This window comes from Streptomyces melanogenes (genome assembly GCF_014649795.1).
Lineage (GTDB): Bacteria > Actinomycetota > Actinomycetes > Streptomycetales > Streptomycetaceae > Streptomyces > Streptomyces noboritoensis.
This window is the reverse complement of record NZ_BMTS01000022.1, coordinates 97,243-123,697: the sequence shown is the minus strand read 5'-3', so window position 1 is coordinate 123,697 and position 26,455 is coordinate 97,243. Positions and strand designations below refer to the sequence as shown.

Sequence of the window (26,455 nt, the reverse complement as noted above, 5' to 3'; positions counted from 1 at the left end):
TGGTACTGCAGGGGGGACCCTGTGGGAGAGTAGGACACCGCCGAACAAATTTTGAGAAAAGCCCCGTACCGGGAAACCGGTACGGGGCTTTTCTGCGTTTACCGCCACATCACGCAGGCTGCAGCAAGTCCCAGCGGTTCCCGTACAGGTCCTGGAAGACCGCGACCGATCCGTACACCTCGTGGCGCGGCTCCTCCAGGAACCGGACGCCGGCCGCCGTCATCCGGGCGTGGTCGGCCGCGAAGTCCTCGGTGTACAGGAAGAAGCCGACCCGGCCGCCGGTCTGGGCGCCGACGCTCGCGCGCTCGGCCTCGTTCTTGGCGCGGGCCAGTAGCAGCGATGCGGTGCCGGTGCCGCGTGGGCGGACCACCACCCAGCGGGAGCCATCCCCGCGGTCGGTGTCCTCGACGAGTTCGAAGCCAAGGGCGTCGGTGTAGAAGGCGATGGCCTCGTCGTGGTCGCGGACGACGAGCGTGATCAGGGCGATATGGGACATGGGGTGAGGTTATACGTATGACTCCCAAGGCATCAAGCCGCCACGAGGCAGTGCGCGGCACAATGCCCGGCATGGAGATCGCTGCCGAGACAGCCGCCGAGACCGCCGCGCTGAACCGTCTCGTCGAGCGCGCCCGGCTGCTCGCCGTGCCCGGCCGTCGTCGGCGCGTGCTCGGCATCGCCGGAGCACCCGGCGCCGGGAAGTCCACGCTGGCCGGACGGCTGGTGGAGAGGCTCGGCGGGCAGGCCGTGCTCGTCCCGATGGACGGCTTCCATCTCGCCCAGGCCGAACTCGTCCGCCTCGGCCGCGCCGACCGCAAGGGCGCCCCGGACACCTTCGACGTCGCCGGATATGCCGCGCTGCTCGCCCGGCTGCGGACGCCCGAGCCTGGAACCGTGGTGTACGCACCGGCCTTCGACCGCTCGATCGAGGAGCCGGTCGCCGGGAGCATCCCGGTCGACCCGGCCGTCCCGCTCGTCGTCACCGAGGGGAACTACCTCCTGCACGATGAGGGCGGCTGGGCGTCGGTCAGGTCGCTGCTGGACGAGGTCTGGTTCCTGGAGATCGATGGCGCGGAACGGGTGCGCAGGCTCGTCGAGCGGCATGTGCGGTACGGGAAGGCCCGCCCGTACGCCGAACGGTGGGTCAGGGAGTCCGACGAGGCCAACGCGCGCGTGGTGGCCGGTGGCCGGGACCGTGCGGATCTTGTGGTCGGTCAGTGGGGGGCTGGGTAGGCTCGGCCTTCACCGGGCGTGGGAACGGCGTGGAGATCGACCGCGGGGCTACCGTGTGACCCGTGTGACGGAAGGCAGCTGACGTGGGGATATTCCGACGGGGGCCGAAGCGGGACCGGAGCGACGCGCCCCGGGACGCGGAGTTCGGCTATTTCTCGGGCGACGAGGGTTCGCGGTTCCGCGCCCAGGTGCGCGAGGCGTTCGCCGAGCAGGGCCTGGAGGTGACCGTCTACGCGGACTCCGTGAAGGACAGCGGCGACCGCCGGTTCGGCCTCGCCAACCTCGCGGCGGTCTGTCACAACGACCGTCGTGGGCCCCGTGTGTGGCCGGAACTGATTCGTCGGCACGTCGGCATGGTGCTGCGCACCATGGACGGCCCCTCCGCCCTCGACACCCTTCCCCCGGAGCAGATCCGCGCCCAGCTCTACCCCCGGGTGATCAGCGAGGCGGGGCTCGACCCGCAGACCTTCAGCTACGCGCGCGGTGTCGCACCCGGTCTCTACGAGATCCTCGCCCTGGATCTGCCGGAGAGCGTCATGATGCTCACCGACGAGGCGCTGGAACCGCTCGGCCGGCTGTCCGACCTGCGCGCCCAGGCCCTGCACAACCTCAGGCAGCTGCCCGTCGAGTCGCACGAGAGCGTCAAGGGCGAGGACGGCATGCGGTTCGAGGTGGTCGCCGGGGACTCGTTCTACACGGCCAGCCGGGTGCTCGCCCTGGACGCGCTGGTGCCGCAGCTCACCGGGCACGAGCTGACGCCGGACGGCGCCCTGGTGGCCATGCCCTTCCGACACCAGCTCGCGTTCCACGTGATCCGCGACTCCGGCATGATCCCGGCGCTCAACGCCATGGCGTCGTTCGCCGCGTCCGGCTTCGAGGACACGCCCGGCGCGATCAGCCCGTTCGTCTACTGGTGGCGTGACGGAACGTTCACCCAGCTCAGCGACCGCGAGGACGAGGGCGACGGCCTGCGGATCCTCGTCGGCGACGACTTCCAGGAGCTGTTGGAACGGCTGGTGGGGGACAACCAGGAAGGCGCCTGACCGGCGCTCGGCCAGCAGGCACGTTTTTCCGCCGTCCCAATCGCGTGCCCGGTGGCGTACGGGCAGGATGGAGCCCATGCCTCTTACACCTGTTCCCGCGCCCTTCACCGCCGACGACTACCGGGCCAGGATGGCCCGCGCCGCCGAGTCCGCCGCCGACGCCGGACTCGCCGGTCTCCTCGTCGCGCCCGGGCCCGACCTGGTCTATCTGACCGGCTATCAGCCGACCGCGATCACCGAGCGGCTGACGGTTCTGGTGCTGGCGGCCGGGCAGGAGCCGGTCCTCGTCGTACCGAAGCTGGAGGCGCCGGACGCCGAGCGTGCCGCCGGGGCCTCGGCGCTCACCCTGCGGGACTGGACGGACGGCACCGACCCGTACGGCGTGACCGCGCCCCTGCTGGACGTGGACGGCCGGTTCGGCGTCAGCGACAACGCCTGGGCGATGCATCTGCTCGGACTCCAGCAGAAGCTCCCGGGAACGTCCTACACGGCCCTCACAGAGGCGCTCCCGATGCTGCGGGCGGTCAAGGACGCGCACGAGCTGGCACGCCTGGAGGCGGCCGGAGAGGCGGCGGACCAGGCGTACGGAGAGATCCTCAAGGTCCGGTTCGCCGGGCGCAAGGAGACGGACGTGGCCGCCGATCTCGCCGCGCTGCTCCTGGAGTTCGGCCATTCGCAGGTGGACTTCACGGTCGTCGGGTCCGGACCCAACGGCGCCAACCCGCACCACGAGGCCGGGGAGAGGACCATCGGGCGCGGCGACATGGTCGTCCTCGACTTCGGCGGCCTCAAGCACGGCTACGGCTCGGACACCACCCGTACCGTCCACGTCGGCGAGCCGAGCGCCGAGGAGCAGCGCGTCCACGACGTCGTACGGGAGGCGCAGCGGGCCGGGTGCGCGGCCGTGAAGCCCGGGGCGGCCTGTCAGGACGTCGACCGGGCGGCGCGCGCGGTGATCGAGGAGGCGGGCTACGGCGAGTACTTCATCCACCGCACCGGCCACGGCATCGGCGTCACCACCCATGAGCCGCCCTACATGATCGAGGGCGAGGAGCGGCCGCTGGTGCCCGGCATGTGCTTCTCCGTGGAGCCGGGGATCTATCTGCCGGGCCGGTTCGGCGTACGGATCGAGGACATCGTGACGGTCACCGAGGACGGCGGGCGCAGCTTCAACAACACCGCGCGCGAGATGGCGCTCGTCGACTAGTCGACGAATCGCCGCCTTGGTCCGTTCAGGAGCCGGCCGGGCCGAGGACCGCGCACGACTCGGGCGGCAGGCGGAACTCGCCGTCCGGATGCGGTGGTTGCACCGGCTCCCAGGAAGCGAGCACCCGGCAGTTGTTGCGGCCCAGGGGGATCACCGCGGGCTCCTTGCCGAGGTTGACGACGGTCCTGATGTCGCCGCGTCGGAAGGTGAGCCAGCGCGCCTCCTCGTCGTGGACGACCTTGACCGCGGCGATGTCCGGGTCGGTGAGGTCGGGGCGGGTGCGGCGCAGGGCGATCAGTTCGCGGTACCAGGCGAGCACGCGCGCGTGGGGCTCCTTTCCCGGCTCGTCCCAGTCCAGACAGGAGCGCGCCCGGGTGGCCGGGTCCTGCGGGTCGGGGACGTCCTCCTCGGCCCAGCCGTGCGCCGCGAACTCCCGCCGCCGGCCCGTCCGTACGGCCTCGGCGAGCTCGGGGTCGGGGTGGTCGGTGAAGTACTGCCAGGGCGTGCGGGCGCCCCACTCCTCGCCCATGAAGAGCATCGGCGTGTACGGGCCGGTCAGCACCAGCGCGGCGGCGCAGGCGAGCAGACCGGGGGAGAGCGTCGCGGAGAGCCGGTCTCCCAGCGCTCTGTTGCCGATCTGGTCGTGGGTCTGGGCGTATCCCAGGAAGCGGTGGGCGGGGGTCCTGGTGCGGTCGACGCGCCGTCCGTGAGTGCGGCCGCGGAAGCTCGAATAGGTGCCGTCGTGGAAGAAGACCCGGGTGAGGGTCTTGGCCAGGGCGGCGAGCGGGGCGCGCGCGAAGTCGGCGTAGTAGCCCTGGGACTCGCCGGTCAGCGCGGTGTGCAGGGCGTGGTGGAAGTCGTCGTTCCACTGGGCGTGCAGCCCGAGGCCGCTCTGCGCGCGCGGGGCGGTGGTGCGCGGGTCGCACCGGTCGGACTCGGCGACCAGGAACAGCGGGCGGCCCAGCTGTACGGAGAGCACGTCGACGGCGGTGGAGAGCTCTTCGAGGAACGGCAACGCGCGCGTGTCGAACAGCGCGTGCACGGCGTCCAGACGCAGCCCGTCCAGCCGGTAGTCGCGCAGCCAGGCGAGCGCGCTCTCCAGGAAGTACGCGCGCACCTCGTCCGACCCCGGGGCGTCCAGGTTGACGGCGGCGCCCCACGGCGTGTGGTGGGTGTCGGTGAAGTACGGGCCGAAGGCGGGGAGGTGGTTGCCGGAGGGGCCGAGGTGGTTGTGGACGACGTCGAGGACGACTCCGAGGCCGTGGGCGTGCGCCGCGTCGACAAATCGTTTCAGCCCTTCGGGGCCGCCGTACGGCTCGTGCACGGCCCACGGCGCCACGCCGTCGTACCCCCAGCCGTGCCGCCCCGGGAACGGGCACACCGGCATCAGCTCGACATGCGTCACTCCCAGTTCCGCCAAATGGGCGAGGCGGGCGGCCGCGGCGTCGAAGGTGCCCGCGTCGGTGCAGGTGCCGATGTGCAGCTCGTAGAGGACCGCGCCGGACAGCCGGCGGCCCTCCCAGGACCGCTGCCAGGGGAAGCCGTCGTGGTCGACGACGGCGCTGAGGCCGTCGGGCCCGTCCGGCTGGCGGCGCGAGCGCGGGTCGGGCAGCGGGTGGCCGCCGTCCACGACGTACCCGTAGCGGTCGCCGTCCCGGGCCCCGGCCTCGGTGAGCCACCAGCCGGGCCGCACCGGGTGCGGCTCCATGTCGTGGGTCGTGCCCTCCAGCCTGAGAGCGACCCGGTCCGCCTGCGGCGCCCACACCTCGAACAACATTCTTGATACCTCCCGTTGCCCGCGTACCGTCAAACCGTGCAGGAGGGCATCCATCCTCCGCGGAAGGCGGGATCAAGGTCTGGAGGTTGTGGTTACTCGCCATTAAGGTCCGGATCCATGACCCTGCCGCCGTTCCCGCACGGCTTCCTCTGGGGAGCCTCCGCCTCAGCCTTCCAGACCGAGGGGGCCGCCGCAGCCGAGGGCAAGGGACCCTCCGGCTGGGACGCCTTCGCCGCCGAGCCGGGCCGTATCAAGGACGGCGCCGACGCCACCCGCGGCACCGGGTTCCACGAGCGCTACCGCGAGGACGTCGCCCTGCTCGCCGGGCTCGGCGCCGGAGCCTTCCGCTTCTCCGTCAGCTGGCCGCGTGTGGTGCCGGGCGGCAGCGGCCCGGTCAACGCGGCGGGGCTCGACTTCTACGACCGGCTCGTCGACGAACTGTGCGCCCACGGCATCACGCCCGCGCCCACGCTCTACCACTGGGACACACCGCTGGAGCTCGAGGAGGCGGGCGGCTGGCTCCAGCGCGACACCGCGTACCGGTTCGCCGACTACGCGCGCGTGGTGGCCGGACGGCTCGCCGACCGCGTCCCCATGTGGATCACCGTCAACGAGCCGGCCGAGGTGACGCTGCTCGGCTACGCGCTCGGCGAGCACGCCCCCGGCAAGAAGCTCCTCTTCGACGCCCTTCCGGCCGCCCACCACCAGCTCCTCGCCCATGGCCTGGCCGTCGGGGCGCTGCGCGCGGCGGGTGCCCGGAACATCGGCCTCGCGGTCTCGCACACCCCCGTGTGGCCCGCGAGCGAGAGCGAGGAGGACCGTTTCGGCGCCGACCTCTACGACACCATCGGCAACTGGCTGTTCGCGGACCCGATCCTCACCGGCCGCTACCCCGACGAGAACTTCGCCGCCCTGATGCCGGGCCCGGTCGCGGACGACCTCGCCGTCATCTCGGCGCCGCTCGACTGGTACGGGGTGAACTACTACAACCCCACGCGCGTGGGCGCGCCCGCGCCCGAGGCCGTCGAGTCCTTCGCCGGGTTCGAGATGCCCGCCGAACTGCCCTTCGGGATCAGGGAGATCGAGGGGTACGAGACCACCGCCTTCGGCTGGCCGGTCGTCCCGGACGGCCTGCGCGAGATGCTCCTCCTACTGAAGGCGCGCTACGGAGACCGGCTGCCGCCGGTCTACATCACCGAGAACGGTTGCTCCTACGACGGCATCGAGGACGCCGGGCGCATCCGCTACCTGGACGGCCATCTGCGCGCCCTGCACCGCGCCATGGCCGAGGGCGTGGACGTACGCGGCTACTTCGTGTGGTCCCTCACCGACAACATCGAGTGGATCGAGGGCGCCGCACAGCGCTTCGGCCTGGTCCACGTCGACTACCCGACGCTGCGGCGCACCCCGAAGGACTCCTACCGGTGGTACCGGGACGTGATCCGGGCCCAGCGAGCCGTCGGCTGAGCCCGGAGAGACGTTTCAGCTGTCGCTCGGCCACACCATGTTGATCGCGCGCTCGAAGGTCACGTACCCCGCGCGCGCGAAGGCGTCGGCCATCGGCACGTTGGCGAGGTCGGTGGCGGCGCGGATGCGCGGGACGTCCTGCGCCGCCAGGATGCGCGTGCCCTCGGCCAGGATGTCGTCGATGTAGCCGTGGCCGCGGTGGGCGGGCAGCACGCCGATGTACGCGATGATCGGGTGGTAGTTGTTGCGGGCGGGGATGACGAAGCCCACCGGGCCGCCGCCGTCCGGCAGTTCGGCGATCTGCCACCACTCGCGGGGAGACTTGAAGGTGTCGAACTCCTCCTCGTACATCAGCTCCGCCGACGCGCGCGGCGTCATCGTCAGCATCTCCGTACGGCTGTGCTCGTCGAGCGTGCCCTCCAGGACCAGCGTCATCAGCGAGAGCAGTTCCTCGCGGTCGGCCGCCGGGCGGAACACGAGCCGGGTGGACGGGGCGGGGAGCGGCGTCCCCGGGCGCCACTCCAGGCGCAGCCGCTCGACCAGGAGCTGCGCCCCGGTCTCGGCCAGGATGTTCATGCGGGTGTCGACGACCTCGCGCGCGTGGGGGTCCTCGCGCCAGTCGCCCGGCGCGTAGCGGCCGTACTCGGGGCGCGGGGCGCCGGCCGGGATCACCGCCGCCGTCGCGGTCTCCAGGAGCTTCAGCCCGACGGCGTGGCGCTCGGCGGGCGGCAGCGAGTCGTCCACGTCGAAGAAGTCGAGGGTGAACGGGACTTCGTGGTCCGGCGGCGTCCACCAGGACAGGCGGGCCAGCACCCGGTCCCCGCGCAGCGCCACCCACATCCACGCGGGCAGACGGCGGCCGGTGGCCAGATCGTCCTCGACCTCGTGGTCGAGTACGTACGAGAGCTGCTGGAAGAGCCCGAGTTCCTCGGGCCCGGCGAGCGGACGGAAGGTGATGTCCGACGCGGTTGTCGTCAAGGGGGTCCCCTCAGGTGCTGTAACGGTCGCCAGACCCTAGCAACGGCGTGCGGCGACCCGGCAAGGGGTTTTCCTCGCAGGTCAGGGGGGATGGGACGGGGGAACAGGAGCAAAGTGCGGCCCTGCTGGACACGCCCAGGCCGTCGGCCCGACAATCTCTGGTGTGACGTCGTCCTTCCAGTTCTCCACGTATCCCGCTCCCGCCCGGCTGTCGGACGACGAGCGCGACCGTGTGCTCGACGTGCTCAGAGAGGGCGCCGCGCAGGGAAAGCTGTCGCACGACACGTTCCTGCGCCGGATGGAACTGGCCCTGTCCGCACGCCGGTCCGACGAGCTGGCCGCGCTCACCGCCGACCTGGACACTCAGAGCCGCTGGTCGCGGGCGCTGTACGGGGCGGTGAGCCGGGTCTCCGGGTTCAGCGTGGCGATGCGCCGCGCGTGGCAGTCCGAGCGGCTGCCGAAGCTGCTGTTCCCCGTGCCCGGCCCGTATCCGCTGCGGATCGGCCGCGATCCGCACAACGGGCTGCGGCTCAGCCACGAGACGGTCTCCCGGGTGCACGCCGAGCTGACCCACCAGTCCGGCGTGTGGGTGCTGCGCGACCTGGGCTCCACGAACGGCACGAGCGTCAACGGGCGCCGGGTGACCGGCGCGGTGGTGGTCAACGACGGCGACCAGGTGAGCTTCGGGCGGATGAGCTTCCGGCTCGCGACGCACTGACCCGGAGCCCGCCGGCCTGGCTCGCACCGCGCTGAGCTGGGCGAACGCCTCTGCCGGGGCCGTTGTCAGTGGTGCCCCTCATCATGGCGGTATGAACGAGGACCAGCAGCCCCTGGTGCGGCCCGCCCGCCCGTCCGACCTGCCGCGCCTGGCCGAACTCGCCGCGGAGCACGCGGTGTACGAGAAGGCCGCGCCGCCCGCGCCCGATCTCGCGGAGCGGCTCGGAGCCCTGCTCTTCGGCAGGGAAAGGCCCCGGATGCGCTGTTTCGTCGCCGAGATACCGGGCGGCGAGGTCGTCGGGTACGCGAGCTGCGCCCCCGAGTTCTCCACCTGGCAGGCGCGCGAGTACCTGCACATGGACTGCCTCTTCCTGCGCGACGCCCACCGGGGCCTTGGCCTGGGCGCCCTGCTGGTCGACGCGGTGGCCGCCGAGGCCCGGGAGCTCGGGATGGACCAGGTGCAGTGGCAGACGCCGGTGTGGAACGAAGGCGCGCGCCGGTTCTACGACCGCCTGGGCGCGACCGGAAGCGAGAAGCTGCGCTACTCGCTTCCGGTCGACCGGGACCGCGTCTCCGGGTAGCTCCGCGTGCCACCGCCCCCGTCACTGCTGGTGGAGGCCGCGTCCCGCGAGGGTCAGGAACGTCTCGCCGACCGCTTCCGACAGGGTCGGATGGGCGTGGATGTGGTGGGCCACGTCCGACGGCTCGGCGTCCCAGCCGACGATCAGCTGGGACTCGGCGATCATCTCGGAGACGTGGGGTCCCACGAGATGCACGCCGAGGACCTGCCCGCCGCGCTCGGCGACGACCTTCACCACACCGCCCTGGCCGTGCACCATCCCCTTGGCGACGGCCGTCAGGGGCATCGAGTTGACGACGACGTCGTGCCCGCGGTTGCGGGCGTCCGCCTCGGTCAGACCCACCGAGGCGGTCTGCGGGGAGGAGTACGTGACACGGGGCACCGCCGCGTAGTCGACCGGCGGTGACGCCAGACCGGCGAGGGTCTCGGCCACCAGCAGACCCTCGGCGAACGAGGCGTGGGCCAGGCCGAGCGAAGGAGGGGGCAGCAGATCGCCGACGACATGGATGCCGGGTACGGCCGTTTCGAGCCGGGCCCAGTCGGCGGGGGCCACGAACCCGCGCTCGTCCGTGGCCAGTCCGGCCGCGGCCAGGTCGAGTCCGTCGGTCACCGGAGCGCGGCCCACGGCGACCAGCAGCCGCTCGGCCTCGACGGTACGGGTCTCGCCGCGCGCGGTGCGCACGGTAGCCCGCACGCCGTTCTCCAGGAGCTCCGCGCTCAGGAAGCGGGCGCCGGTCTGGACGTCGATGCCGCGCTTCTTCAGGCCGCGGGTCAAGTGGCGGCTCACATCGGTGTCTTCGAGCGGCACGAGCCGGTCGGCGGCCTCGACCAGGGTGACGTCGGCACCCATCGAGCGGTGGAAGGAGGCGTATTCGACACCGATGGCGCCGCCGCCGAGGACCAGGACGGACTGCGGAAGGCCAGGGGCGAAGAGGGCGTCGTCGCTGGTGACCACGCGCCGCCCGTCGGCCTCAAGCCCGGGCAGCATCCGGGGGCGCGAGCCCGTGGCGAGGACGATGCCGCGCCGGGCGGTGAACTCGCCGTGACCCTCTACGTGTACGGTCCGGGGCCCGGTCAGCCGCGCGCTGCCCCGGACCACCTCGACCCGGGCGTGGGAGAGGTGGCCCTCCACGCCCTTGTGGTTGCGGGAGACGATGTCGTCGCGGGTGGCGACCAGGGCGGGCCAGTCCACCGAGTCGAGCGTGGCCTTCACGCCCCACCGCTCGCGGGCCTCGGTGATGCCGTCGATCAGCTCGGCGGCGTGCAGCATCGCCTTGCTCGGGATGCAGCCCCGGTGCAGGCAGGTGCCGCCGACCTTGTCGCGCTCGGCGAGGACCACCGTCAGACCGAGGGCGGCGGCGCGCAGCGCGGTGGAGTAGCCACCGGTGCCACCGCCGATCACGATCACATCGGGCGCCCGGTTCGCATCTGAGGTGGGGAGTACGGGGGTTACGGCGTTTGCGGCGTTCTCGATCATGGGTCCAGCCTCCGCCCGGACCCTGCCATGCGTCCAAGGCAATGTTGTTGTGGGGCCGATGCACAATGCTTATGGGAGAACGCGCACGGGGGCGCGCTTATTGGGAGGGGTGGGGGCCGAGTGAGTCTTCGGCAGATGGAGTACTTCGTGGCGGTCGTGGAGGAGTCCTCTTTCACGCGCGCGGCCGAGTTGCTGCACGTCACCCAGCCCGCGCTCTCCCACCAGATCAAGGCGCTGGAGAAGTCCGTCGGCGGCGACCTGCTGGAACGGCTGCCGCGCGGGGTGCGGCTCACCCCCATGGGCCGCGCCTTCCTGCCCCACGCCCAGCTCGCCGTGCGCAGCGCCGCACGCGCCCAGCGGGCGGCCCGCGCCTCGGCGGGGGCGCAGGGCGGCGAACTGCACATCGCGGCCGTGCACTCGGTGGCCGTCGGGGTGCTCCCCGACGTCTTCGCCCGCTGGCGCCGCGACCACCCGGGCGTCGGCCTCGTCCTGCACGAGTACGCCTCCACCGAGGCGCTGGAGGAAGAGCTCGAACGCGGCGCGGCCGACCTCGCCGTGGGCCCCCGGCCGCGCCGCTGGGACGGGCCGGTGATCGAGGTCGGGGACGAGGAGATCGCCCTCATCGTCCCCTTCGACGACCCGCTCGCCGGGCGGTCCAGCGTGCGGCTGGAAGAGCTGGCGGACCACAACTGGGTGCGGTGCGCGATGGAGCCACTGGTCGACGGGGTGCCGTTCCTCGACCTGGTCTGCGGCCGGGCGGGCTTCGCGCCCCGCACCGCCCTGCGCACCGAGCACACCTCCACGGCGGTACGGATGGCCGCGGCCGGGGTCGGCGTCGTCGCCGCCCCCTCGCATGTGGTCCGGGGCGGGATCGGCGAGGACTGTGTGGTGCTGCCCGTCGACCCGCCGTGGAAGCGTGCCCTCGCGGTCTTCTCCCGCGTGGAGCTGACCGGCGCGGCGGCCGCCTTCGCCGAGCTGCTGCGAGGGTCCGCGCCGTACGGGGGCAAGGGTGTGTCACCCGTACGGCCGAACGCCGATCGCGACTGCGAGGCGCAGGTGGTCCGCTGAGAACAACCGCGCCCGCCGGGGCGCCGACCGGGGAGGACACCTCATGTCGGTCGACCCGGGCGCACCGATACCGACGCCACCGCTTCCGGCCGCGCCGATGGGACGGATCGCGGGTGCCGGGACTGTGGTGGCCGGGGCCGCGGCCGCCCCCGAGCCCGGCGGGCCCGCCGCCCCCTCGCTCCTCGGTCCCGAAGCGGTCAGCGACCGGTACGGCTTCTATCGCACCCTGCGCGAGTCCCACCCCCTCGTGTGGGACGACCGGCTCGGGGCGTGGCTGGTCAGCCGGTACGGGGACGTGGCCGCCGCGCTGGGTGACCCCGGGCTCGTCCGGCCCCGACGGCGTGGGCCGTGCTGCTGGCCCGGTGAGGTGTGGTGCGAAGGGCCTCGCCGCGAGGTGGACGACGAGGCGTTCGGGGTGCTGCGGGAGGTGTCCGCGCGGACCGCTTTCGTGCTCGCGCGGCGACTGGCGCAGCGCGAAGTGACCGACCTGGCGGAGGAGTTCTGCCACTGGCTGCCCGTGGGGACCGCCGCCACCGCACTGGGACTGTCGTACGCGGAGCTGGCACGCGGCAGCCGGGCCGGGGGCCGACGTGCGGGCCCGGCCGCGTCCCTGGCGGTCCTCTGCGCCGACCGGTCCGCCCTGATCGGCAAGGCGCTCGCCTCCCTTCTCGCCAACCTCCTTGATCGTCCGGATGAGTGGGCGGCGGTACGGGACACACCGGGTGCCCTCACCGCCGCGTGGCGCGAGTCCCTGCGGCGGAACCCGCCTGTCCATGTCGTGCTGAGACGGGCACGCGGAAACATCCGCATAGCCGACGGCACGGTCCCCGAGGGTGCCGCGGTCGCCCTGCTGGTCGGGGCCGCCGGTCGGGACCCCGATCGGTTCGCCGCCCCGGACCGCTTCGACCCCCGCCGGACCGCTCCGGCCCAGCTCGCGTTCGGGCCCCCGGACTGCCCGGCCGCGCGCGTGGTCGAACTCCAGGCGGAGTGCGCGGCACGGGCCCTGTGCGAGGCCATGCCGGAGCTCCGCTGGGCCGAGGGCTTCCGGCCCACCGAGACCGGGCTGCTCACCCGGGCCCCGCGGACCCTTCTCGTACGACCCGCCTGAGCAGTGCGACCGGACGGTCGGCGAACAGATCGCGCAGCTGCACGACCCCACTGAGTTCCGGTCGGGAGTGCTCGGTGCTCAGGACGTCGGTCCACGCCCCCTCCGGCAGCGCCAGCTCCGTCGGGCCCCAGCCGCCCGACTCGGCAAGCCGCAGGGAGAGCCGGGTCACCGCTGTCACCACCTCGCCGGAACGGGAGAACGCGAGGCAGTGGTCGGCGGCCGGGCCGCCGGCGATCAGCGGCTCGTACGTACTCAACTCCCCGAACATCTCCGGAAGTTCCCGCCTGAGCCGAAGAGCTGCCACGGATACCTCGGCCTTCTCGTTCGGCGGAGAGTCCAGGCCGGTCTCCGGGAAGCCCACCGGCCGCCGGTTGTCCGGGTCGACCAGCGTCAGGCACTCCGACTCCGTGCCCTGGTACACATCCGGCACGCCCGGCATCGTCAGATGCACCAGCGCGGCACCCAGGATGTTCGCGCGCGTGGCCGACGCCAGGCCCCGGGAGAACTCCGCGATCCTGGCCGCGAACGCCCCGGCGGGGCCCGACGCGGCGAAGTCGGTCAGCGCCCGCTCGTACACCGGATCCTGTTCGGTCCAGCTCGTGCGCAGCCCCGCCTCGCGCGCGGCCTTGAGGAGGGTCCCGCCCAGCCGCTCCTCGGTGAGGCCGGTGCCGCCGAGGCCGACCGCCGTCTGCCAGGCGGTCCAGGCCAACTGCGGATCGGGCGCGAGCACCCCGGAGAGCCGGTCGAGCAGGGCCCGCCACTGCCCGGGACACTCGGACAGCACGGCGATCCGTGCCCGTACGTCCGCACTGCGCTTGGTGTCGTGCGTGGACAGCGCGGTCCCGGTCGTCGGCCAGTCGCGGGCGATCCGCGCGCAGAAGGAGTGGAACTCCTCGGGGGGCACGGATGGTTGCCCGGGATCGCCGCCCACCTCGTTGGCGGACAACAGGACCACATATCGATAAAACGCCGTGTCTTCGAGGGACTTGGCGCGCAATGCTGATGACGTCTGCGCGAAACGGGCTTGGAACGCCTGTAGTTCGCGACCGTCGCCCTCCGAACCAGCCTCGTACCGTCCGAGCACCAGATCCCGTACGGCGTCGACCGCTTCCGCCTCGTCCGGTACCGCGAAGGCCTCCCGTGCCCGGCGGGTCGTCTCCTGGGTCAGCACCTCCTGCGCGTCCGTCCCGTACGGGCGGTACACCGGCATCCGGACCAGCAGCTCGCGCAGGGCGAGCCGCAGGGCCCACGGCGCGTGGTCGCGCAGCCCCGGGGTGCGGGCGCACAGCCCTGCCGCCGCGCGCGTCAGGCGGTCCACTTCGGCGGCCAGGTCGTGCGTGACCACCTCGTACGCGGCACGACGTGCGGTCGGCTCCCAGCGCCCGCCCCGGTCACCACCGCCATCGTCCTGACCTGTGAACTCCTGGTAGTGGGCCAGAAGTTCCCGATGTCCGGCCGGATCGACGAAGAGGCCGTCGATCCGGTGGAGCGCGTCGTAGCCGGTCGTCCCGGCGACCGTCCAGCCGGACGGCAGCGGCTCGGTGCGGGCGAGGATCTTCTCCACCACCGTCCACGCGCCCCCGGTCGCCGCGCTCAGGCGTCGCAGATACGTTTCGGGGTCGGCGAGGCCGTCCGGGTGGTCCACCCGCAGTCCGTCCACCACGCCGTCCCGGACCAGCTCCAGCACCTTGGCGTGGGTGGCGGCGAAGACGGCCTCGTCCTCCACCCGCACGCCGATGAGCTCCGAAATCGTGAAGAAGCGGCGGTAGTTGAGCTCGGTGCGGGCGAGGCGCCACCAGCCGATCCGGTACCACTGGGCGTCCAGGAGCTCGGGCAGCGGCAGCCCCTCGGTGCCGGCGCGCAAGGGGAACTCGTGCGCCTCCCCGTACGCCAGTACTCCTTTGCCCCGGTCCACCGTCAGCCGGTCCAGCTCGTCCCCGAGCGGCCCGGCGAGGACCGGCAGCAGCACTTTGCCGCCGCCCGCCGCCCAGTCGATGTCGAACCAGGCGGCGTACGGCGAGTCGGGGCCCTCGCGCAGCACCTCCCACAGCTGCCGGTTGTGGCGCGGCGCCGCAGCCATGTGGTTCGGGACGATGTCGAGCACCAGGCCGAGCCCGGCCGCCCGTGCGGTGCGGGCGAGCCGCCGCAGCCCGTCCTCGCCGCCGAGTTCTTCGCGTACGCGCGCGTGGTCGACGACGTCGTAGCCGTGCGTCGACCCCGGAACCGACTCCAGGACCGGCGACAGATGCAGATGCGACACCCCGAGCGAGGCCAGATACGGCACGGCGCGCTCGGCGGCACGGAAGGGGAAGTCCGGCTGGAGCTGCAGCCGGTAGGTCGCAGTGGGTGTCATGCGAACGTACGTACCCCGCAACGCGGCTTCTGTGCCTTCGGCCCATGCGTCCGCACCCGTCTGCCGCGTTAGCTTCGCCTGATGTCCGGAGCCCTGCACGCGTATCGCAAGGTCATCGCCCTCACCGGGCCGCTGCTCCCCGTCGTCTCGTTCCTCGGGCGGCTGCCGACGGCCATGTGCCAGCTGGGCAGTGTGCTGCTGGTCGCCGAGACGAGCGGGAGCCTGGCCACCGCCGGGCTCGCGGGCGGCGCGCTCGCCCTCGGGCAGACCGCCGGCGGCCCGCTCCTGGGCCGCGCCGCCGACCGGCACGGCCAGCGGGGCGTGGTGCTCGTCGCGGCGCTCGTCAACGCGGCCGCCGTCACCGCCCTCGTCCTGGCCGCGCTCGCCCATGCGGGAACCGGTCTGTTGGCACTCCTGGGGGCGCTCGCCGGTGCCAGCGTGCCGCAGGTCGGGCCGCTCGCCCGGAGCCGGACCGTGTCCTTGGCGCGGCGCGCGGGGGCCGACGAGCGGACCGTGGCGGCGGCGCTCTCCTTCGAAGGGACCCTCGACGAGGTGTCGTTCGTGCTCGGCCCCGCCTTCGTGGGACTGGCCGCGGCCCTCGCCCATCCGGCGGTCGCGCTGCTCGTCGCGGCCGGGCTGCTCGCCGTCTGCGGCACCGCTTTCGCCCTGCACCCGACCGCCGGGCAGGTGGTGGTCGAGGAGCGCGTCAGGACGCCGCGCACCCGGCTGCCGGGGGCGGTGTACGCGCTGCGCGTCACCATGGTGCTCCAGGGCGCCATGTTCGGGGCCTCCCAGGCGGGCATCACCGCCTTCACCGAGCGGCTGGGCCGGGCGTCGCAGACCGGACTCGTGTACGCCGCGATGGGCGTGATGAGCGCGGCGGCGGGCCTCGCCATGGTGGCCGTACCGGAAAGGCTCGCGCTACGCGCGCGTTGGCGGATCGCCACCACGGCCCTGGTGGTGCTCTCCGTACCGCTGCTCTTCGTGCCGTCGCTGGGAACTCTTTACGGGGCGGTGGTCGTTCTCGGCGTGGCGTACGCCCCGCATCTGATCACCCTCTTCGGACTGACCGAACGGCTCGTCCCCGCCGCCCGGTTGGCCGAGTCCATGGCGTTCCTGACCAGTGGGATCGTCGGCGGGCAGGCGCTCGCCCTCGCGCTGTCGGGGCGGCTGGCCCAGGACCACGGGCCGGTGGCGGCCTTCGCGGTCATGGTGGTCGCGGCGGTGCTGTGCGCGGCCCTCTCGTGGTCCGTACGGGGCCTGGCGGGTCCCGGACGGGCCGAGGAGTCCTCGGCCCCGCAGAGGGCAGTCCCGGGCCCGCTCAGGCCGGACGTCGCAGCACCGTCAGACTCCGCCCCACGAGCGTGACCCGCTCGCCCGCCGTCACCTTGGCGCCCTCGCCCGGCGGCACCCCCTCGCGGCGGCCCGTGTCGACCACCACCTGCCACTGCCTGCCGTGGTTGACCGGCACCAGGAAGTCGATGGTCTCCGCGCTCGCGTTGAACATCAGCAGAAACGAGTCGTCCGCGATGCGCTCGCCGCGCGGGCCGGGCTCCGAGATCGCGTTGCCGTTGAGGAAGACCGTCAGCGCCTTGGCGCTCGCCGCCTGCCAGTCCTGCTGGGTCATCTCCTCACCCTCAGGGGTGAACCACGCGATGTCCGACAACTCGTCGTGGGTGCCCTCCACGGGCCGGCCGTGGAAGAAGCGGCGCCGCCGGAACACCGGGTGGTCGCGCCGGAGCCACACCATCGTCCGGGTGAACGCCAGCAGCGTCCCCTCCGGGTCGCCGCCCGGCTCGGGCCACTGCACCCAGCTCAGCTCGCTGTCCTGGCAGTAGGCGTTGTTGTTGCCGTGCTGGGTGCGGGCGAACTCGTCGCCGTGGCTGAGCATCGGCACGCCCTGCGACAGCATCAGGGTGGCGATGAAGTTGCGCATCTGGCGCTCGCGCAGCTCCACCACGCCCGCGTCCCCGGTGTCGCCCTCCACGCCGCAGTTCCAGGACCGGTTGTGGCTCTCGCCGTCCCGGTTGCCCTCCTTGTTGGCCTCGTTGTGCTTCTGGTTGTACGAGACGAGGTCGTTCAGGGTGAAGCCGTCGTGGCAGGTGTGGAAGTTGATGGAGGCCAGCGGCCGCCGCCCGTCGTCCTGGTAGAGGTCGGAGGAGCCGGTCAGACGGCCGGCGAACTCGGCGAGCGTGCGCGGCTCGCCCCGCCACAGGTCCCGCACGGTGTCGCGGTACTTGCCGTTCCACTCGGTCCACATAGGGGGGAAGTTGCCCACCTGATAGCCGCCCTCGCCGACGTCCCAGGGCTCCGCGATCAGCTTGACCTGGCTCACCACCGGGTCCTGCTGCACCAGGTCGAAGAACGACGACAGCCGGTCCACGTCGTGGAACTGCCGGGCCAGCGTCGCCGCGAGGTCGAAGCGGAAGCCGTCCACGTGCATCTCGGTCACCCAGTACCGCAGCGAGTCCATGATCAGCTGGAGGACGTGCGGCGAGCGCATCAGGAGCGAGTTCCCGGTGCCGGTGGTGTCCTCGTAGTAGCGCGGATCGTCGGCGAGCCGGTAGTACTGCGCGTTGTCCAGGCCGCGGAAGGAGAGCGTGGGGCCCAGGTGGTTTCCCTCGGCCGTGTGGTTGTAGACCACGTCCAGGATGACCTCGATCCCGGCCTCGTGCAGGGCCCGTACCGCCTGCTTGAACTCCAGGACCTGCTGCCCCCGGTCGCCCCAGGAGGCGTAGGTGTTGTGCGGGGCGAAGAATCCGATCGTGTTGTAACCCCAGTAGTTGGACATCCCCTCGTCCGCGAGCCGGTGGTCGTTGACGAACTGGTGCACCGGCATCAACTCCAGGGCGGTGACCCCCAGTTCCGTCAGATGGCCGATGACCGCGGGGTGCGCGAGCGCCGCGTAGGTGCCGCGCATCTCCGGGGGCAGCTCCGGGTGGAGCATCGTCAGGCCCTTCACATGGGCCTCGTAGAGCACCGTGCGGTGGTACTCGGTGCGCGGCGGCCGGTCGTCGCCCCAGTCGAAGTACGGGTTGACCACCACCGACGTCATGGTGTGCGGCGCCGAGTCCATGTCGTTGCGGGCGTCGGGGCGGTCGAAGTAGTAGCCGTACACCGCCTCGCCCCAGTCGATGCTTCCGCTGATGGCGCGCGCGTAGGGGTCGAGGAGTAGCTTCGCCGAGTTGCAGCGGTGGCCGTTGTGCGGCTCGTACGGGCCGTGCACACGGAAGCCGTAGCGCTGCCCGGGCATCACGCCGGGCAGATAGGCGTGGCGCACGAACGCGTCGCTCTCGCGCAGCTCCACGGCCGTCTCCGACCCGTCGTCGTGCAGGAGGCACAACTCGATCCGGCGGGCGGCCTCCGAGAAGACCGCGAAATTGGTCCCGGCGCCGTCGTACGTGGCGCCGAGTGGGTACGCCTGTCCCGGCCACACCTGCATGGGCAAGACTCTTCCACTTCTGATCCGGGTACTGAGGGGCACTTGACGCAGATCCTCCCGGAAAAGAAGTCCGTCCCCTAGGACGCCGGAGTGCTCCGGAGGGTGATCCCCACAGCGGCTACCCCCGTAAGGACACCGGTACCCGGGGCGATCCGGACGGCCTGCGCCTGACGGATCCGGCCAGAACCGGAGGCCGCCGAGGGTCCCGGCGCAGGTGAACCGCTATGAATCAGCTCACTCCCGCCGAACGCGCGGCACGGAACGGATCACGTCAACAAGGGAGTTGGGAAACAGCCTTTCCAACCGGCTGCACCGCCTCCTGCTCGCGGAGTACTCTTCCTTGATCGTTGGAGGGGGACCGGAAGGCGGTGCGCGGGTGAGCTCGGGAGGGCTGGAGCTGCCCCCTGGTGACACGGGTCACGAGGGGGAGTCCGGCGACATCCCGCCCGGCGCGGTGTCCGTGGCGCGTCCGGTGGAGATCGGGGCCGAACTGGACTGGGGCGCGGACGCCTGGAGCGAGGTGCGCACGCGCGCGCAGCGGGCCGGCCGGGCCTACATCTGGCTGAACCTGGTGGAGCAGCGGCTGCGGGCCGTGGTGGCGGCCGTGCTGCGCCCCATCTACGAGCCGGTCCACGGCGACGACTGGGTGGTCGCGGCGGCGGGCCCGGCCGGGCAGGAGTGGGTGCAGCGGGCCGTCGCCGTACGGGAGGTCTCGCGCCGCAAGGGGTATCTGCTCGACCCCGCCGACGACAACGTCCTGAGCTTCCTCACCCTGCCCCAGCTGCGCGAGCTGATGGTGCAGCACTGGCCCTGCTTCGAGCCGTACGTGGACGACCGGCGCGACGTCGAACTCGCCCTGGACGAGCTGGAGGTCGCGCGGAACGTGGTCTCGCGCAACCGCGCGCTCAACGAGGCGGTCCTGGCCCAGGCCGAGCGCGCCTCGGCGCGGCTGCTCGACGTGCTGGGCGGCGGCGCGGGCGCGCCCGCCGCGCACCGGCTGCCCATCGACGCCGTCGAGGACCTGGTGGGCGACCGGTACGCGGACGTGGTCTCGGTCCACTCCGACCGGGTGCGGCTGCAGCGCCAGCTGCCCGCCGAGGACCTGTTCAGCCACGCCCGCCGGCTCGACGCGATAGGCATCGGCCTCAATCTGCTGGTCCAGAACTACTCGGGGCGCCGGCTGGTGCGGCTCGCCGAGTCGGGCTGCCGGGTGCGGCTGCTCTTCCTCAACCCGGCGAGCAGCGCGGTCAAGCGGCGCGAGCGCGAACTGGGGCTGAAGAAGGGCGAGCTGAGCCGTTCGGTCGAGATGAACATCCTGCACATGCGGCGGGTGCGGGCCCGGCTGCGCGACCCGGGGGCCTTCGAGATCCAGGTGTTCGACGAGACCCCGCGCTTCACGGCGTACCTGGTCGACGGGGACGGCACCGACGGCCTCGCGGTCGTCCAGTCGTATCTGCGCCGGGCGCGGGGGATGGAGGCGCCGGTGCTGGTGTTGCGCGGGGGAGCGCGGCGGGACGTCGTGCGCCCCGACCAGGACGCCGAACACGGGCTTTTCGAGACATACCGTGAGGAATTCGAGTCGGTGTGGGCCGACTCGCGGCCCGTCTCCTGACCGGCCGTCGGGCGGTCCGGGCCCCGTTGTCAGTGGTGCGTGCGAGGCTGGTCGTCACTGGGGGAGAGCACCAAAAGGGAGGGCCAAGATGGGGTGGCACCGCGAACCGCTGGTCGGATTCGATCTGGAGACGACCGGTACGGACCCGTTGGAGGCGCGGATCGTGACGGCCGCGGTCGTCGGCGTCCGGGGCGGCGAGGCGGTCCGGCAGCGGAACTGGCTGGCGGACCCGGGCATCAGGATCCCCGCGCAGGCCTCGGCGATCCACGGCATCAGCAACGAGCGGGCCGTCTCGGAGGGCCGCCCGGTGCGCGAGGTCGCCGACGAGATAGCGGAGACGATCACGGGCTACTGGACGCAGGGCGTGCCGGTCGTGGCCTACAACGCGGCCTTCGACCTGACGCTCCTGGCGGCCGAGCTGCACCGGCACGGACTGCCGTCGCTCACCGACCGGCTGGGGGGCGCGGCCATGGGCCCGGTCGTCGACCCGTACACGATCGACCGTGCGGTCGACCGCTACCGCAAGGGCAAGCGGACGCTGGAGGCGGTGTGCGTGGAGTACGGAGTGGTGCTCGACGGCGCCCATGAGGCGGGTGCGGACGCGCTGGCGGCGGTCCGGGTCGCGGTGGCGATAGCCGACCGCCATCCGCAGGTCGCCCGGCTGGCCCCGGCGGAGCTGCACGAGCAGCAGATCGAGTGGTACGCCGCGTGGGCGGCCGACTTCCAGCGCTTCCTGCGCCGGAAGGGCACACCGGACGCGATAGTCGACCCGGCCTGGCCGGTACGGGAACTGGTCCCGGCCCAGGGTTGACGGCAGGCGGCGACGGCCGACGGAACCCGGTCGGACCCGGGCTGTACTCCCGCGCGGAGCGACGCGCGGCGGTTCAGAACGGGTACCAGCGGACCTCGGGATCCCCGTCCCGCAGGGAGGCGACCCGGCGGCGGAACTCGTCGAGCGCCTTGGGGTTGGCCGGGGCGTGCTGGGCGACCCAGGCGCAGCTGGCCGTCTCCCGGGCGCCGCGCAGCACCGCGCACCCGTCCCACTCCCGCACGTCCCACCCGTACGCCTCGGTGAACGCGGCGTACTGGTCGTCCGGCAGTCCGTACCGGTCCCGGGAGAGAGCCATGACCACCAGGTCGTGCTCCCGGAAGTCGGCGGAGAAGGTCTCCAGGTCGACCAGGACCGGGCCGTCGGGGCCGACATGGACGTTGCGCGGCAGCGCGTCGCCGTGGATCGGGCCCGGCGGGAGGTGGGGGGTGAGCGCGGCGGCCGCTTCGGCGAAGCCGTCCCGGCGGGCGCGGAGATAGGCCGCGTCGGCGGGGTCGATCGCGTCCCCGGCCAGCCGCAGCCAGCGCTCCACCCCGCCGAGCAGTTCGCGGCGGGGCAGGGCGAACGGCGGGGCGGGCAGGGCGTGGACGACCCGCAGCAGCTCGGCGAGGTCGCGCGGCCCTGCGGGGCGGACGGCGGCGGGCAGTCGGTGCCAGAGCGTCACCGGGTGGCCGTCCACCAGCCGGGGCGCGGGCTCGGCGGCCCGCACCGCCGGAGCTCCGCACTCCGCGAGCCAGCCCGCGATGGCGAGCTCGCGCTCGGCGCGCGCCAGGAGTTCGGGGTGGCGGGTGGCATCGCGGCCGACCTTGACCACCAGGTCGCCGATCGCGAAGACGGCGTTCTCGCCGAGGGCGAGCAGCTCGGCGGGGGCTTCCCCGGAGCCGGTTGTGGGGCTGTCCGTGGGGCCGTTCGCACCCGCCTCGCCAGGCTCGCCCGCCGCCCCCGGGGTGCCCGCCCCCGCCGCGCCCGCCTCCGGTGTGACCGGCCGCCGCGTCGCGCCGAGTCCTGCCGTGGCCAGTAGCTCGCGCGCCCGTGCCTCGTCCACTGTTCACTCCCGGTGATCGTTCCGTACCGGGCAAGTCTCGCATTCGCGCAGGTCGTCTTGGTGAGGAGGCAGGTTGTCTTGACGAACCGACGGACCGTCAGCACGATGACGGGGGTCATTCGGCAATCCCGGCAAAGGGGTCGAACAATGACATCGGTCACCGCAACGGCACGGACGGGGAGACGTTCCGGCAGGCGCTCCGGGAAACCCCCGGACCACGGGGCCTGGTTCCTGGTCCTGCCCGCGCTGATCCCGATCCTCGTCCTGAGCGTGGGACCACTGCTCTACGGCATCGCCCTGGCCTTCACCGATTCCCAGGCTGGCCGCACCGCGCCCACCCAGTGGACCGGGCTGCTCAACTTCAGGGACCTGCTGCACGACACCCTGTTCTGGGAGTCGTTCAGGATCGGTCTGCTCTGGGCGGTCGGGGTCACCGTGCCCCAGTTCCTGCTCGCGCTCGGACTCGCCCTGCTGCTCGACCAGAACCTCCGCTTCCGGTGGCTGGCGCGGGCGCTCGCGATCATCCCCTGGGCGATGCCGGAGGTCGTCGTCGGCATCATGTGGCGGCTCGTGTACAACCCGGACGCGGGCATCCTCAACGAGACGATCGGCGACCTCGGGCTCGGTGACGGCCGCGACTGGCTGACCGGACTCGGCACCGCGCTGCCCGCCGTGATCGTCGTCGGCGTCTGGGCGGGCCTGCCGCAGACGACGGTGGCGCTGCTCGCCGGGCTCCAGAACACCCCGCACGAGCTGCACGAGGCCGCCGCGATCGACGGCGCCGGCGCCTGGCGCCGCTTCCGCACGGTGACCTGGCCCGCGCTCAGACCCGTGGCACTGGCGATCACCGCACTCAACTTCATCTGGAACTTCAACTCGTTCGCCCTGGTCTATGTGCTGACCAACGGCGGCCCCGGCGGCAAGACGAGGCTGCCCATGCTCTTCGCCTACGAAGAAGCCTTCCGGTACGGGCAGTTCGGGTACGCGGCGGCGATGGGCTGTGTGATGGTCGCGGTGATCTCGGTGTTCCTGGCGTTCCACCTGGTGGCACGGCTCGGCGGGGGTGAGGGCGCATGAAGTCCCGTACTGGTTCAACGGGTTCGGCGGGTTCGGCGGGTTCGGCGGGTTCGGCGGGCTCGGCCCGATCATGGGGTCGCGCCGGGCAGTATCTGGCGCTCCTCGGCTATCTCGTCTTCCTGGCGTTCCCGTTCCTGTGGCTGATCTCCACGGCCTTCAAGCCCGCGCGCGAACTGGGCTCGCTCCACCCGACGTGGATCCCCAGGCGCCCTACCCTCGACAACTTCCGCCAGGCCTTCGACGAACAGCCGCTGCTGCGCGCGGGGTTCAACAGCCTGGTGGCGGCGCTCTCGGCCGCGCTGATCGCCGTGGTCGTGGCGACCCCGATGGCGTACGTGATGGCGCGCAGACGCGGCAGGCTGGCGACGGCGGCGACCGGCTGGGTGGTGGTCAGCCAGGCATTCCCCTTCGTGCTGCTGATCATTCCGCTCTTCCTGGTCCTGAAGAGCCTCCACCTCATCAACTCCGTGGCGGGGCTGGTCATGGTGTACGTGGTGTGGTCGCTGCCCTTCGCGCTGTGGATGCTCGTCGGGTACGTCCGGGCCGTACCGCTGGAGCTGGAGGAGGCGGCGGCCGTGGACGGGGCGGGGCGGCTGCGCACGCTGGTCTCGGTCACCGCGCCGCTGCTCGCCCCCGGGATCGTGGCGACCGGGCTCTTCGCCTTCATCACCGCGTGGAACGAATTCTTCTTCGCGCTCGTCCTCCTCAAGACACCGGAGAAGCAGACCCTGCCGGTCGTCCTCACCCACTTCCTCGGGGCGGAGGGGGCGGCCGACCTCGGTCCGCTCGCGGCGGCCGCCTTCCTCGCCACCCTGCCCTCACTGGCCGTCTTCGCGGTCATCCAGCGGCGGATCACCAGCGGGATGCTCGCCGGGGCGGTGAAGAGCTGATGCGCGCACGCCTGTTGATCCTGGCCGGGGCCATGCTCGCCCTGCTGCTCGCCACCCTCACCGGCTGCTCGGACAGCGGCTCGGGCGGCGGGAAGGTCCGGCTACGCTTCCAGTCGCTGGCCTGGCAGAAGGAGTCGGTGGCGGCCACCAAGGAGCTGGTGAAGGAGTGGAACGCGACCCACCCCGAGATCCAGGTCCAGTACGTACAGGGGAGCTGGGACACCGTCCACGACCAGCTGCTCACCGCGTTCGAGGGCGGTGAGGCGCCGGACGTCATCCACGACGCGTCCGACGACCTCGCGGACTTCGCCTACGGCGGCTATCTCGCGGATCTGCGTCCCCTGCTGCCCGCCGCGCTCAAGGAGGACATTCCCGCGCGGAGCTGGGAGACGGCGACGTTCGGGAAGGGGGTGTTCGGGGTGCCGTTCCTTCAGGAGCCGAGGGTCCTGATCGCCAACACGAAGATCCTCGCGTCCTCGAGGGTGCGGATACCGACTCCCGAACAGCCCTGGACCTGGGAGGAGTTCCGGCAGGTGGCGAAGCGGCTGAGCGGCAAGGGGCGGTACGGGATCGCCTGGCCGCTCAGGGAGCCCGTGTCGATCACGCTCAACCTGGGGCTCTCCACCGGCGGGCAGTTGTTCCACCGGGCGGCGGACGGCAAGGTGCGGGTGGCGTTCGGGGAGGGTGACGCGGCCGTTCCCTCGGTCGTCCACGACCAGGTCAACGTGGACGGGAGTGCCGCGCGGACCACGCTCGGCATGGGCGGGTCCGACACCCTGCCGGGCTTCTTCGGCGGCAGGTACGCGATGGCCGCGCTGGGCTTCTCGTACCGTCAGCAGATCGTCCAGCAGGCGCCCAAGGGGTTCGAGTGGACCGTGCTCCCCGCTCCGGCCGGGAGCGGAGGGCTCGCGCAGGGGGTCAGCCCGCAGACCCTCTCGGTCGCCGAGGACAGCCCGCACAAGAAGGAGGCGGCCGAGTTCATCGGCTTCCTGCTGCAACCGCGCAACATGGTCCGGCTCGCGCAGGGCGACTGGATGCTGCCTACGGGGACCACCGCGCTCAAGGACCCGGCGCTGCACACCGCGCGGTACGGCTGGGCGACCGGTGCCGCGCTCGCGGGGGCGCTGCGCTCGGCGCCCGCGCAGTCGGTGCGGGGGTACCCGGAGTGGAAGGACAAGGTGGCGACCCCCGCGCTCCAGGAGTACTACAGCGGGGCGATCGATCTCGGGCAGCTGCGAAAACGCCTGGCCAAGGACGGGAATCTGGTGCTGGCCCGGTACCAGCGCTGAGTTCGCGCCCTGGCGGGGCGTAAATGGATTGCACGAGACGTCTCGTCTCGCTTACGGTCGGATCATGACCGCATCGAAGCGTGCCCACATCGCCATGTTCTCCATCGCCGCCCACGGGCATGTGAACCCGAGCCTGGAGGTCATCAGGGAGCTCGTCGCCCGTGGCCACCGGGTGAGTTACGCGATCCCCGAGTCGTTCGCCGCCAAGGTCGCGGTGACCGGGGCCGAGCCGGTGATCTACCGGTCGACGCTGCCCACCGAGGACCACCCGGAGGAGTGGGGGACCGAACTGATCGACAACATCGAGCCGTTCCTGAACGACGCCATCCAGGCGCTGCCCCAGCTCGCGGACGCCTTCGAGGACGACCGGCCCGACCTGGTCATCAGCGACATCACCTCGTATCCGGCGCCGGTGCTCGCCCACGGCTGGGGCGTGCCCTACCTCCAGCTCTCGCCGAACCTGGTGGCGTGGGAGGGGTACGAGGAGGAGGTGGCGGACTCGGTGTACGCGGAGCTGCGCGCGTCCGAGCGGGGCAAGGCGTACTACGCCCGGTACCGGGCCTGGCTCGACGAGCACGGGATGCACCACACCGACCCCGACCGGCTCGTCGGCCGTCCCGGCCGCTCGATCGTCCTGATCCCGAGGGCGCTCCAGCCCCACGCCGACCGGGTCGACGAGTCCGTCTACACCTTCGTCGGTGCCTGCCAGGGCGACCGCGCCGAGCAGGGGGAGTGGCAGCGGCCCGAGGGCGCCGAGAAGGTGCTGCTGGTCTCGCTCGGCTCGACCTTCACCGAGCAGCCCGGGTTCTACCGCGAGTGCGTGAAGGCGTTCGGGGACCTGCCGGGGTGGCATGTGGTGCTCCAGATAGGCAAGTTCGTCGACATCGCCGACCTGGGGGAGGTCCCCGCCAATGTGGAGGTGCACCACTGGGTTCCCCAGCTGGCGGTGCTGCGGCAGGCCGATGCCTTCATCACGCATGCGGGCGCGGGCGGCAGCCAGGAGGGTCTGGCCACCGCGACGCCGATGGTCGCGGTGCCGCAGGCCGTCGACCAGTTCAGCAACGCGGAGATGCTCCAGTCGCTCGGGGTCGCCCGGCACGTACCGATGGAGGAGGCCACGGCCGAGGCCCTGCGGGAAGCGGTTCTGGCGCTGGTCGAGGACCCCGAGGTGGCCGAGCGCGCGGAGGCCGTCCGCAGCGCGATGGCCGGTGAGGGCGGCACCCGGCGGGCGGCGGACCTGATCGAGGCGGCGCTGGTGGGGTGACG

General features: G+C 72.2%; 22 protein-coding genes. 15 read left to right on the top strand and 7 right to left on the bottom strand.

Annotated features, from left to right (window positions below):
• Window positions 1-109: 109 nt before the first annotated feature.
• On the bottom strand, window positions 110-496 hold the full coding sequence (locus tag IE252_RS34670) for a VOC family protein (RefSeq protein ID WP_190093429.1): 387 nt from the start codon (window positions 494-496) through the stop codon (window positions 110-112).
• A gap of 71 nt (window positions 497-567) precedes the next feature.
• On the opposite strand from IE252_RS34670, the gene IE252_RS34665 reads away from it, so the two are divergent.
• From IE252_RS34665 to IE252_RS34655, 3 genes are all read left to right on the top strand, one after another.
• Window positions 568-1,230, top strand: a complete 663-nt coding sequence (locus tag IE252_RS34665) for a nucleoside/nucleotide kinase family protein (protein WP_190093428.1) — start codon at window positions 568-570, stop codon at window positions 1,228-1,230.
• A gap of 83 nt (window positions 1,231-1,313) precedes the next feature.
• Window positions 1,314-2,273 carry a DUF1444 domain-containing protein gene (locus IE252_RS34660; RefSeq protein ID WP_190093427.1) on the top strand — a complete coding sequence of 320 codons (960 nt, stop codon included), beginning with the start codon at window positions 1,314-1,316 and terminating at the stop codon, window positions 2,271-2,273.
• A gap of 76 nt (window positions 2,274-2,349) precedes the next feature.
• The gene (locus IE252_RS34655) at window positions 2,350-3,480 is read left to right on the top strand and encodes an aminopeptidase P family protein (RefSeq protein ID WP_190093426.1); all 1,131 of its coding nucleotides are present in this window, start codon (window positions 2,350-2,352) and stop codon (window positions 3,478-3,480) included.
• Between the two features lie 25 nt (window positions 3,481-3,505).
• Here IE252_RS34655 and treZ read toward each other — a convergent pair whose 3' ends face one another.
• Window positions 3,506-5,257, bottom strand: a complete 1,752-nt coding sequence (gene treZ, locus IE252_RS34650; RefSeq protein WP_190093425.1) for a malto-oligosyltrehalose trehalohydrolase — start codon at window positions 5,255-5,257, stop codon at window positions 3,506-3,508.
• A gap of 117 nt (window positions 5,258-5,374) precedes the next feature.
• On the opposite strand from treZ, the gene IE252_RS34645 reads away from it, so the two are divergent.
• On the top strand, window positions 5,375-6,724 hold the full coding sequence (locus IE252_RS34645; RefSeq protein WP_190093424.1) for a GH1 family beta-glucosidase: 1,350 nt from the start codon (window positions 5,375-5,377) through the stop codon (window positions 6,722-6,724).
• Window positions 6,725-6,739: 15 nt separating this feature from the next.
• Here the strand turns inward: IE252_RS34645 and IE252_RS34640 are convergent, their stop codons facing one another.
• Window positions 6,740-7,702 (bottom strand): GNAT family N-acetyltransferase, encoded by a 963-nt coding sequence (locus tag IE252_RS34640; RefSeq protein ID WP_229848980.1) that lies wholly within the window; start codon window positions 7,700-7,702, stop codon window positions 6,740-6,742.
• Window positions 7,703-7,865: 163 nt separating this feature from the next.
• Here IE252_RS34640 and IE252_RS34635 point away from each other — a divergent pair, with 163 nt between their 5' ends.
• Both IE252_RS34635 and IE252_RS34630 read left to right on the top strand, forming a co-directional pair.
• Window positions 7,866-8,420, top strand: a complete 555-nt coding sequence (locus IE252_RS34635) for an FHA domain-containing protein (RefSeq protein ID WP_101390703.1) — start codon at window positions 7,866-7,868, stop codon at window positions 8,418-8,420.
• Window positions 8,421-8,511: 91 nt separating this feature from the next.
• Window positions 8,512-9,000 (top strand): GNAT family N-acetyltransferase, encoded by a 489-nt coding sequence (locus tag IE252_RS34630; protein ID WP_190093423.1) that lies wholly within the window; start codon window positions 8,512-8,514, stop codon window positions 8,998-9,000.
• A 21-nt stretch (window positions 9,001-9,021) separates the two neighbouring features.
• Here the strand turns inward: IE252_RS34630 and lpdA are convergent, their stop codons facing one another.
• Complete coding sequence (gene lpdA / locus IE252_RS34625) at window positions 9,022-10,476, bottom strand: dihydrolipoyl dehydrogenase (protein ID WP_190093422.1); 1,455 nt, start codon at window positions 10,474-10,476, stop codon at window positions 9,022-9,024.
• Between the two features lie 135 nt (window positions 10,477-10,611).
• On the opposite strand from lpdA, the gene IE252_RS34620 reads away from it, so the two are divergent.
• Both IE252_RS34620 and IE252_RS34615 read left to right on the top strand, forming a co-directional pair.
• The gene (locus IE252_RS34620) at window positions 10,612-11,544 is read left to right on the top strand and encodes a LysR family transcriptional regulator (protein ID WP_190093421.1); all 933 of its coding nucleotides are present in this window, start codon (window positions 10,612-10,614) and stop codon (window positions 11,542-11,544) included.
• 43 nt (window positions 11,545-11,587) lie between these two features.
• Window positions 11,588-12,652, top strand: a complete 1,065-nt coding sequence (locus tag IE252_RS34615) for a cytochrome P450 (protein ID WP_190093420.1) — start codon at window positions 11,588-11,590, stop codon at window positions 12,650-12,652.
• On the opposite strand, the gene treY is transcribed toward IE252_RS34615, so the two are convergent.
• Window positions 12,612-15,005, bottom strand: coding sequence for a malto-oligosyltrehalose synthase (gene treY / locus IE252_RS34610; RefSeq protein ID WP_190093419.1), 2,394 nt, complete (start codon window positions 15,003-15,005; stop codon window positions 12,612-12,614). The two genes, IE252_RS34615 and treY, sit on opposite strands and share 41 nt — an antisense overlap.
• An 81-nt stretch (window positions 15,006-15,086) precedes the next feature.
• Between treY and IE252_RS34605 the strand changes: the two genes are divergently transcribed.
• Window positions 15,087-16,373, top strand: coding sequence for an MFS transporter (locus IE252_RS34605; protein WP_229848979.1), 1,287 nt, complete (start codon window positions 15,087-15,089; stop codon window positions 16,371-16,373).
• Here IE252_RS34605 and glgX read toward each other — a convergent pair.
• On the bottom strand, window positions 16,327-18,447 hold the full coding sequence (gene glgX / locus IE252_RS34600) for a glycogen debranching protein GlgX (RefSeq protein WP_190093418.1): 2,121 nt from the start codon (window positions 18,445-18,447) through the stop codon (window positions 16,327-16,329). The genes IE252_RS34605 and glgX overlap by 47 nt on opposite strands.
• A gap of 376 nt (window positions 18,448-18,823) precedes the next feature.
• Here glgX and IE252_RS34595 point away from each other — a divergent pair, with 376 nt between their 5' ends.
• Window positions 18,824-20,059 carry a DUF5919 domain-containing protein gene (locus IE252_RS34595; protein ID WP_190093417.1) on the top strand — a complete coding sequence of 412 codons (1,236 nt, stop codon included), beginning with the start codon at window positions 18,824-18,826 and terminating at the stop codon, window positions 20,057-20,059.
• Window positions 20,060-20,147: 88 nt separating this feature from the next.
• On the top strand, window positions 20,148-20,870 hold the full coding sequence (locus IE252_RS34590; protein ID WP_190093416.1) for a 3'-5' exonuclease: 723 nt from the start codon (window positions 20,148-20,150) through the stop codon (window positions 20,868-20,870).
• 73 nt (window positions 20,871-20,943) lie between these two features.
• On the opposite strand, the gene IE252_RS34585 is transcribed toward IE252_RS34590, so the two are convergent.
• Complete coding sequence (locus tag IE252_RS34585) at window positions 20,944-21,933, bottom strand: phosphotransferase enzyme family protein (protein ID WP_373298663.1); 990 nt, start codon at window positions 21,931-21,933, stop codon at window positions 20,944-20,946.
• A gap of 147 nt (window positions 21,934-22,080) precedes the next feature.
• Here IE252_RS34585 and IE252_RS34580 point away from each other — a divergent pair, with 147 nt between their 5' ends.
• The 4 genes from IE252_RS34580 (at window position 22,081) to mgt (ending at window position 26,453) form a co-directional block, all read left to right on the top strand.
• A complete protein-coding gene (locus IE252_RS34580; protein ID WP_190093415.1) occupies window positions 22,081-23,010 on the top strand; it encodes a carbohydrate ABC transporter permease in 930 nt (309 codons plus the stop codon).
• Entirely contained in the window at window positions 23,007-23,900 is an 894-nt protein-coding gene (locus IE252_RS34575) for a carbohydrate ABC transporter permease (protein ID WP_229848978.1), read from the top strand. Before IE252_RS34580 ends, IE252_RS34575 begins: the two co-directional genes overlap by 4 nt.
• Window positions 23,900-25,189, top strand: coding sequence for an ABC transporter substrate-binding protein (locus tag IE252_RS34570; RefSeq protein WP_190093414.1), 1,290 nt, complete (start codon window positions 23,900-23,902; stop codon window positions 25,187-25,189). The genes IE252_RS34575 and IE252_RS34570 overlap by 1 nt, the downstream gene beginning before the upstream one ends.
• Window positions 25,190-25,253: 64 nt before the next feature.
• Entirely contained in the window at window positions 25,254-26,453 is a 1,200-nt protein-coding gene (gene mgt, locus IE252_RS34565; RefSeq protein WP_190093413.1) for a macrolide-inactivating glycosyltransferase, read from the top strand.
• Window positions 26,454-26,455: the final 2 nt, after the last annotated feature.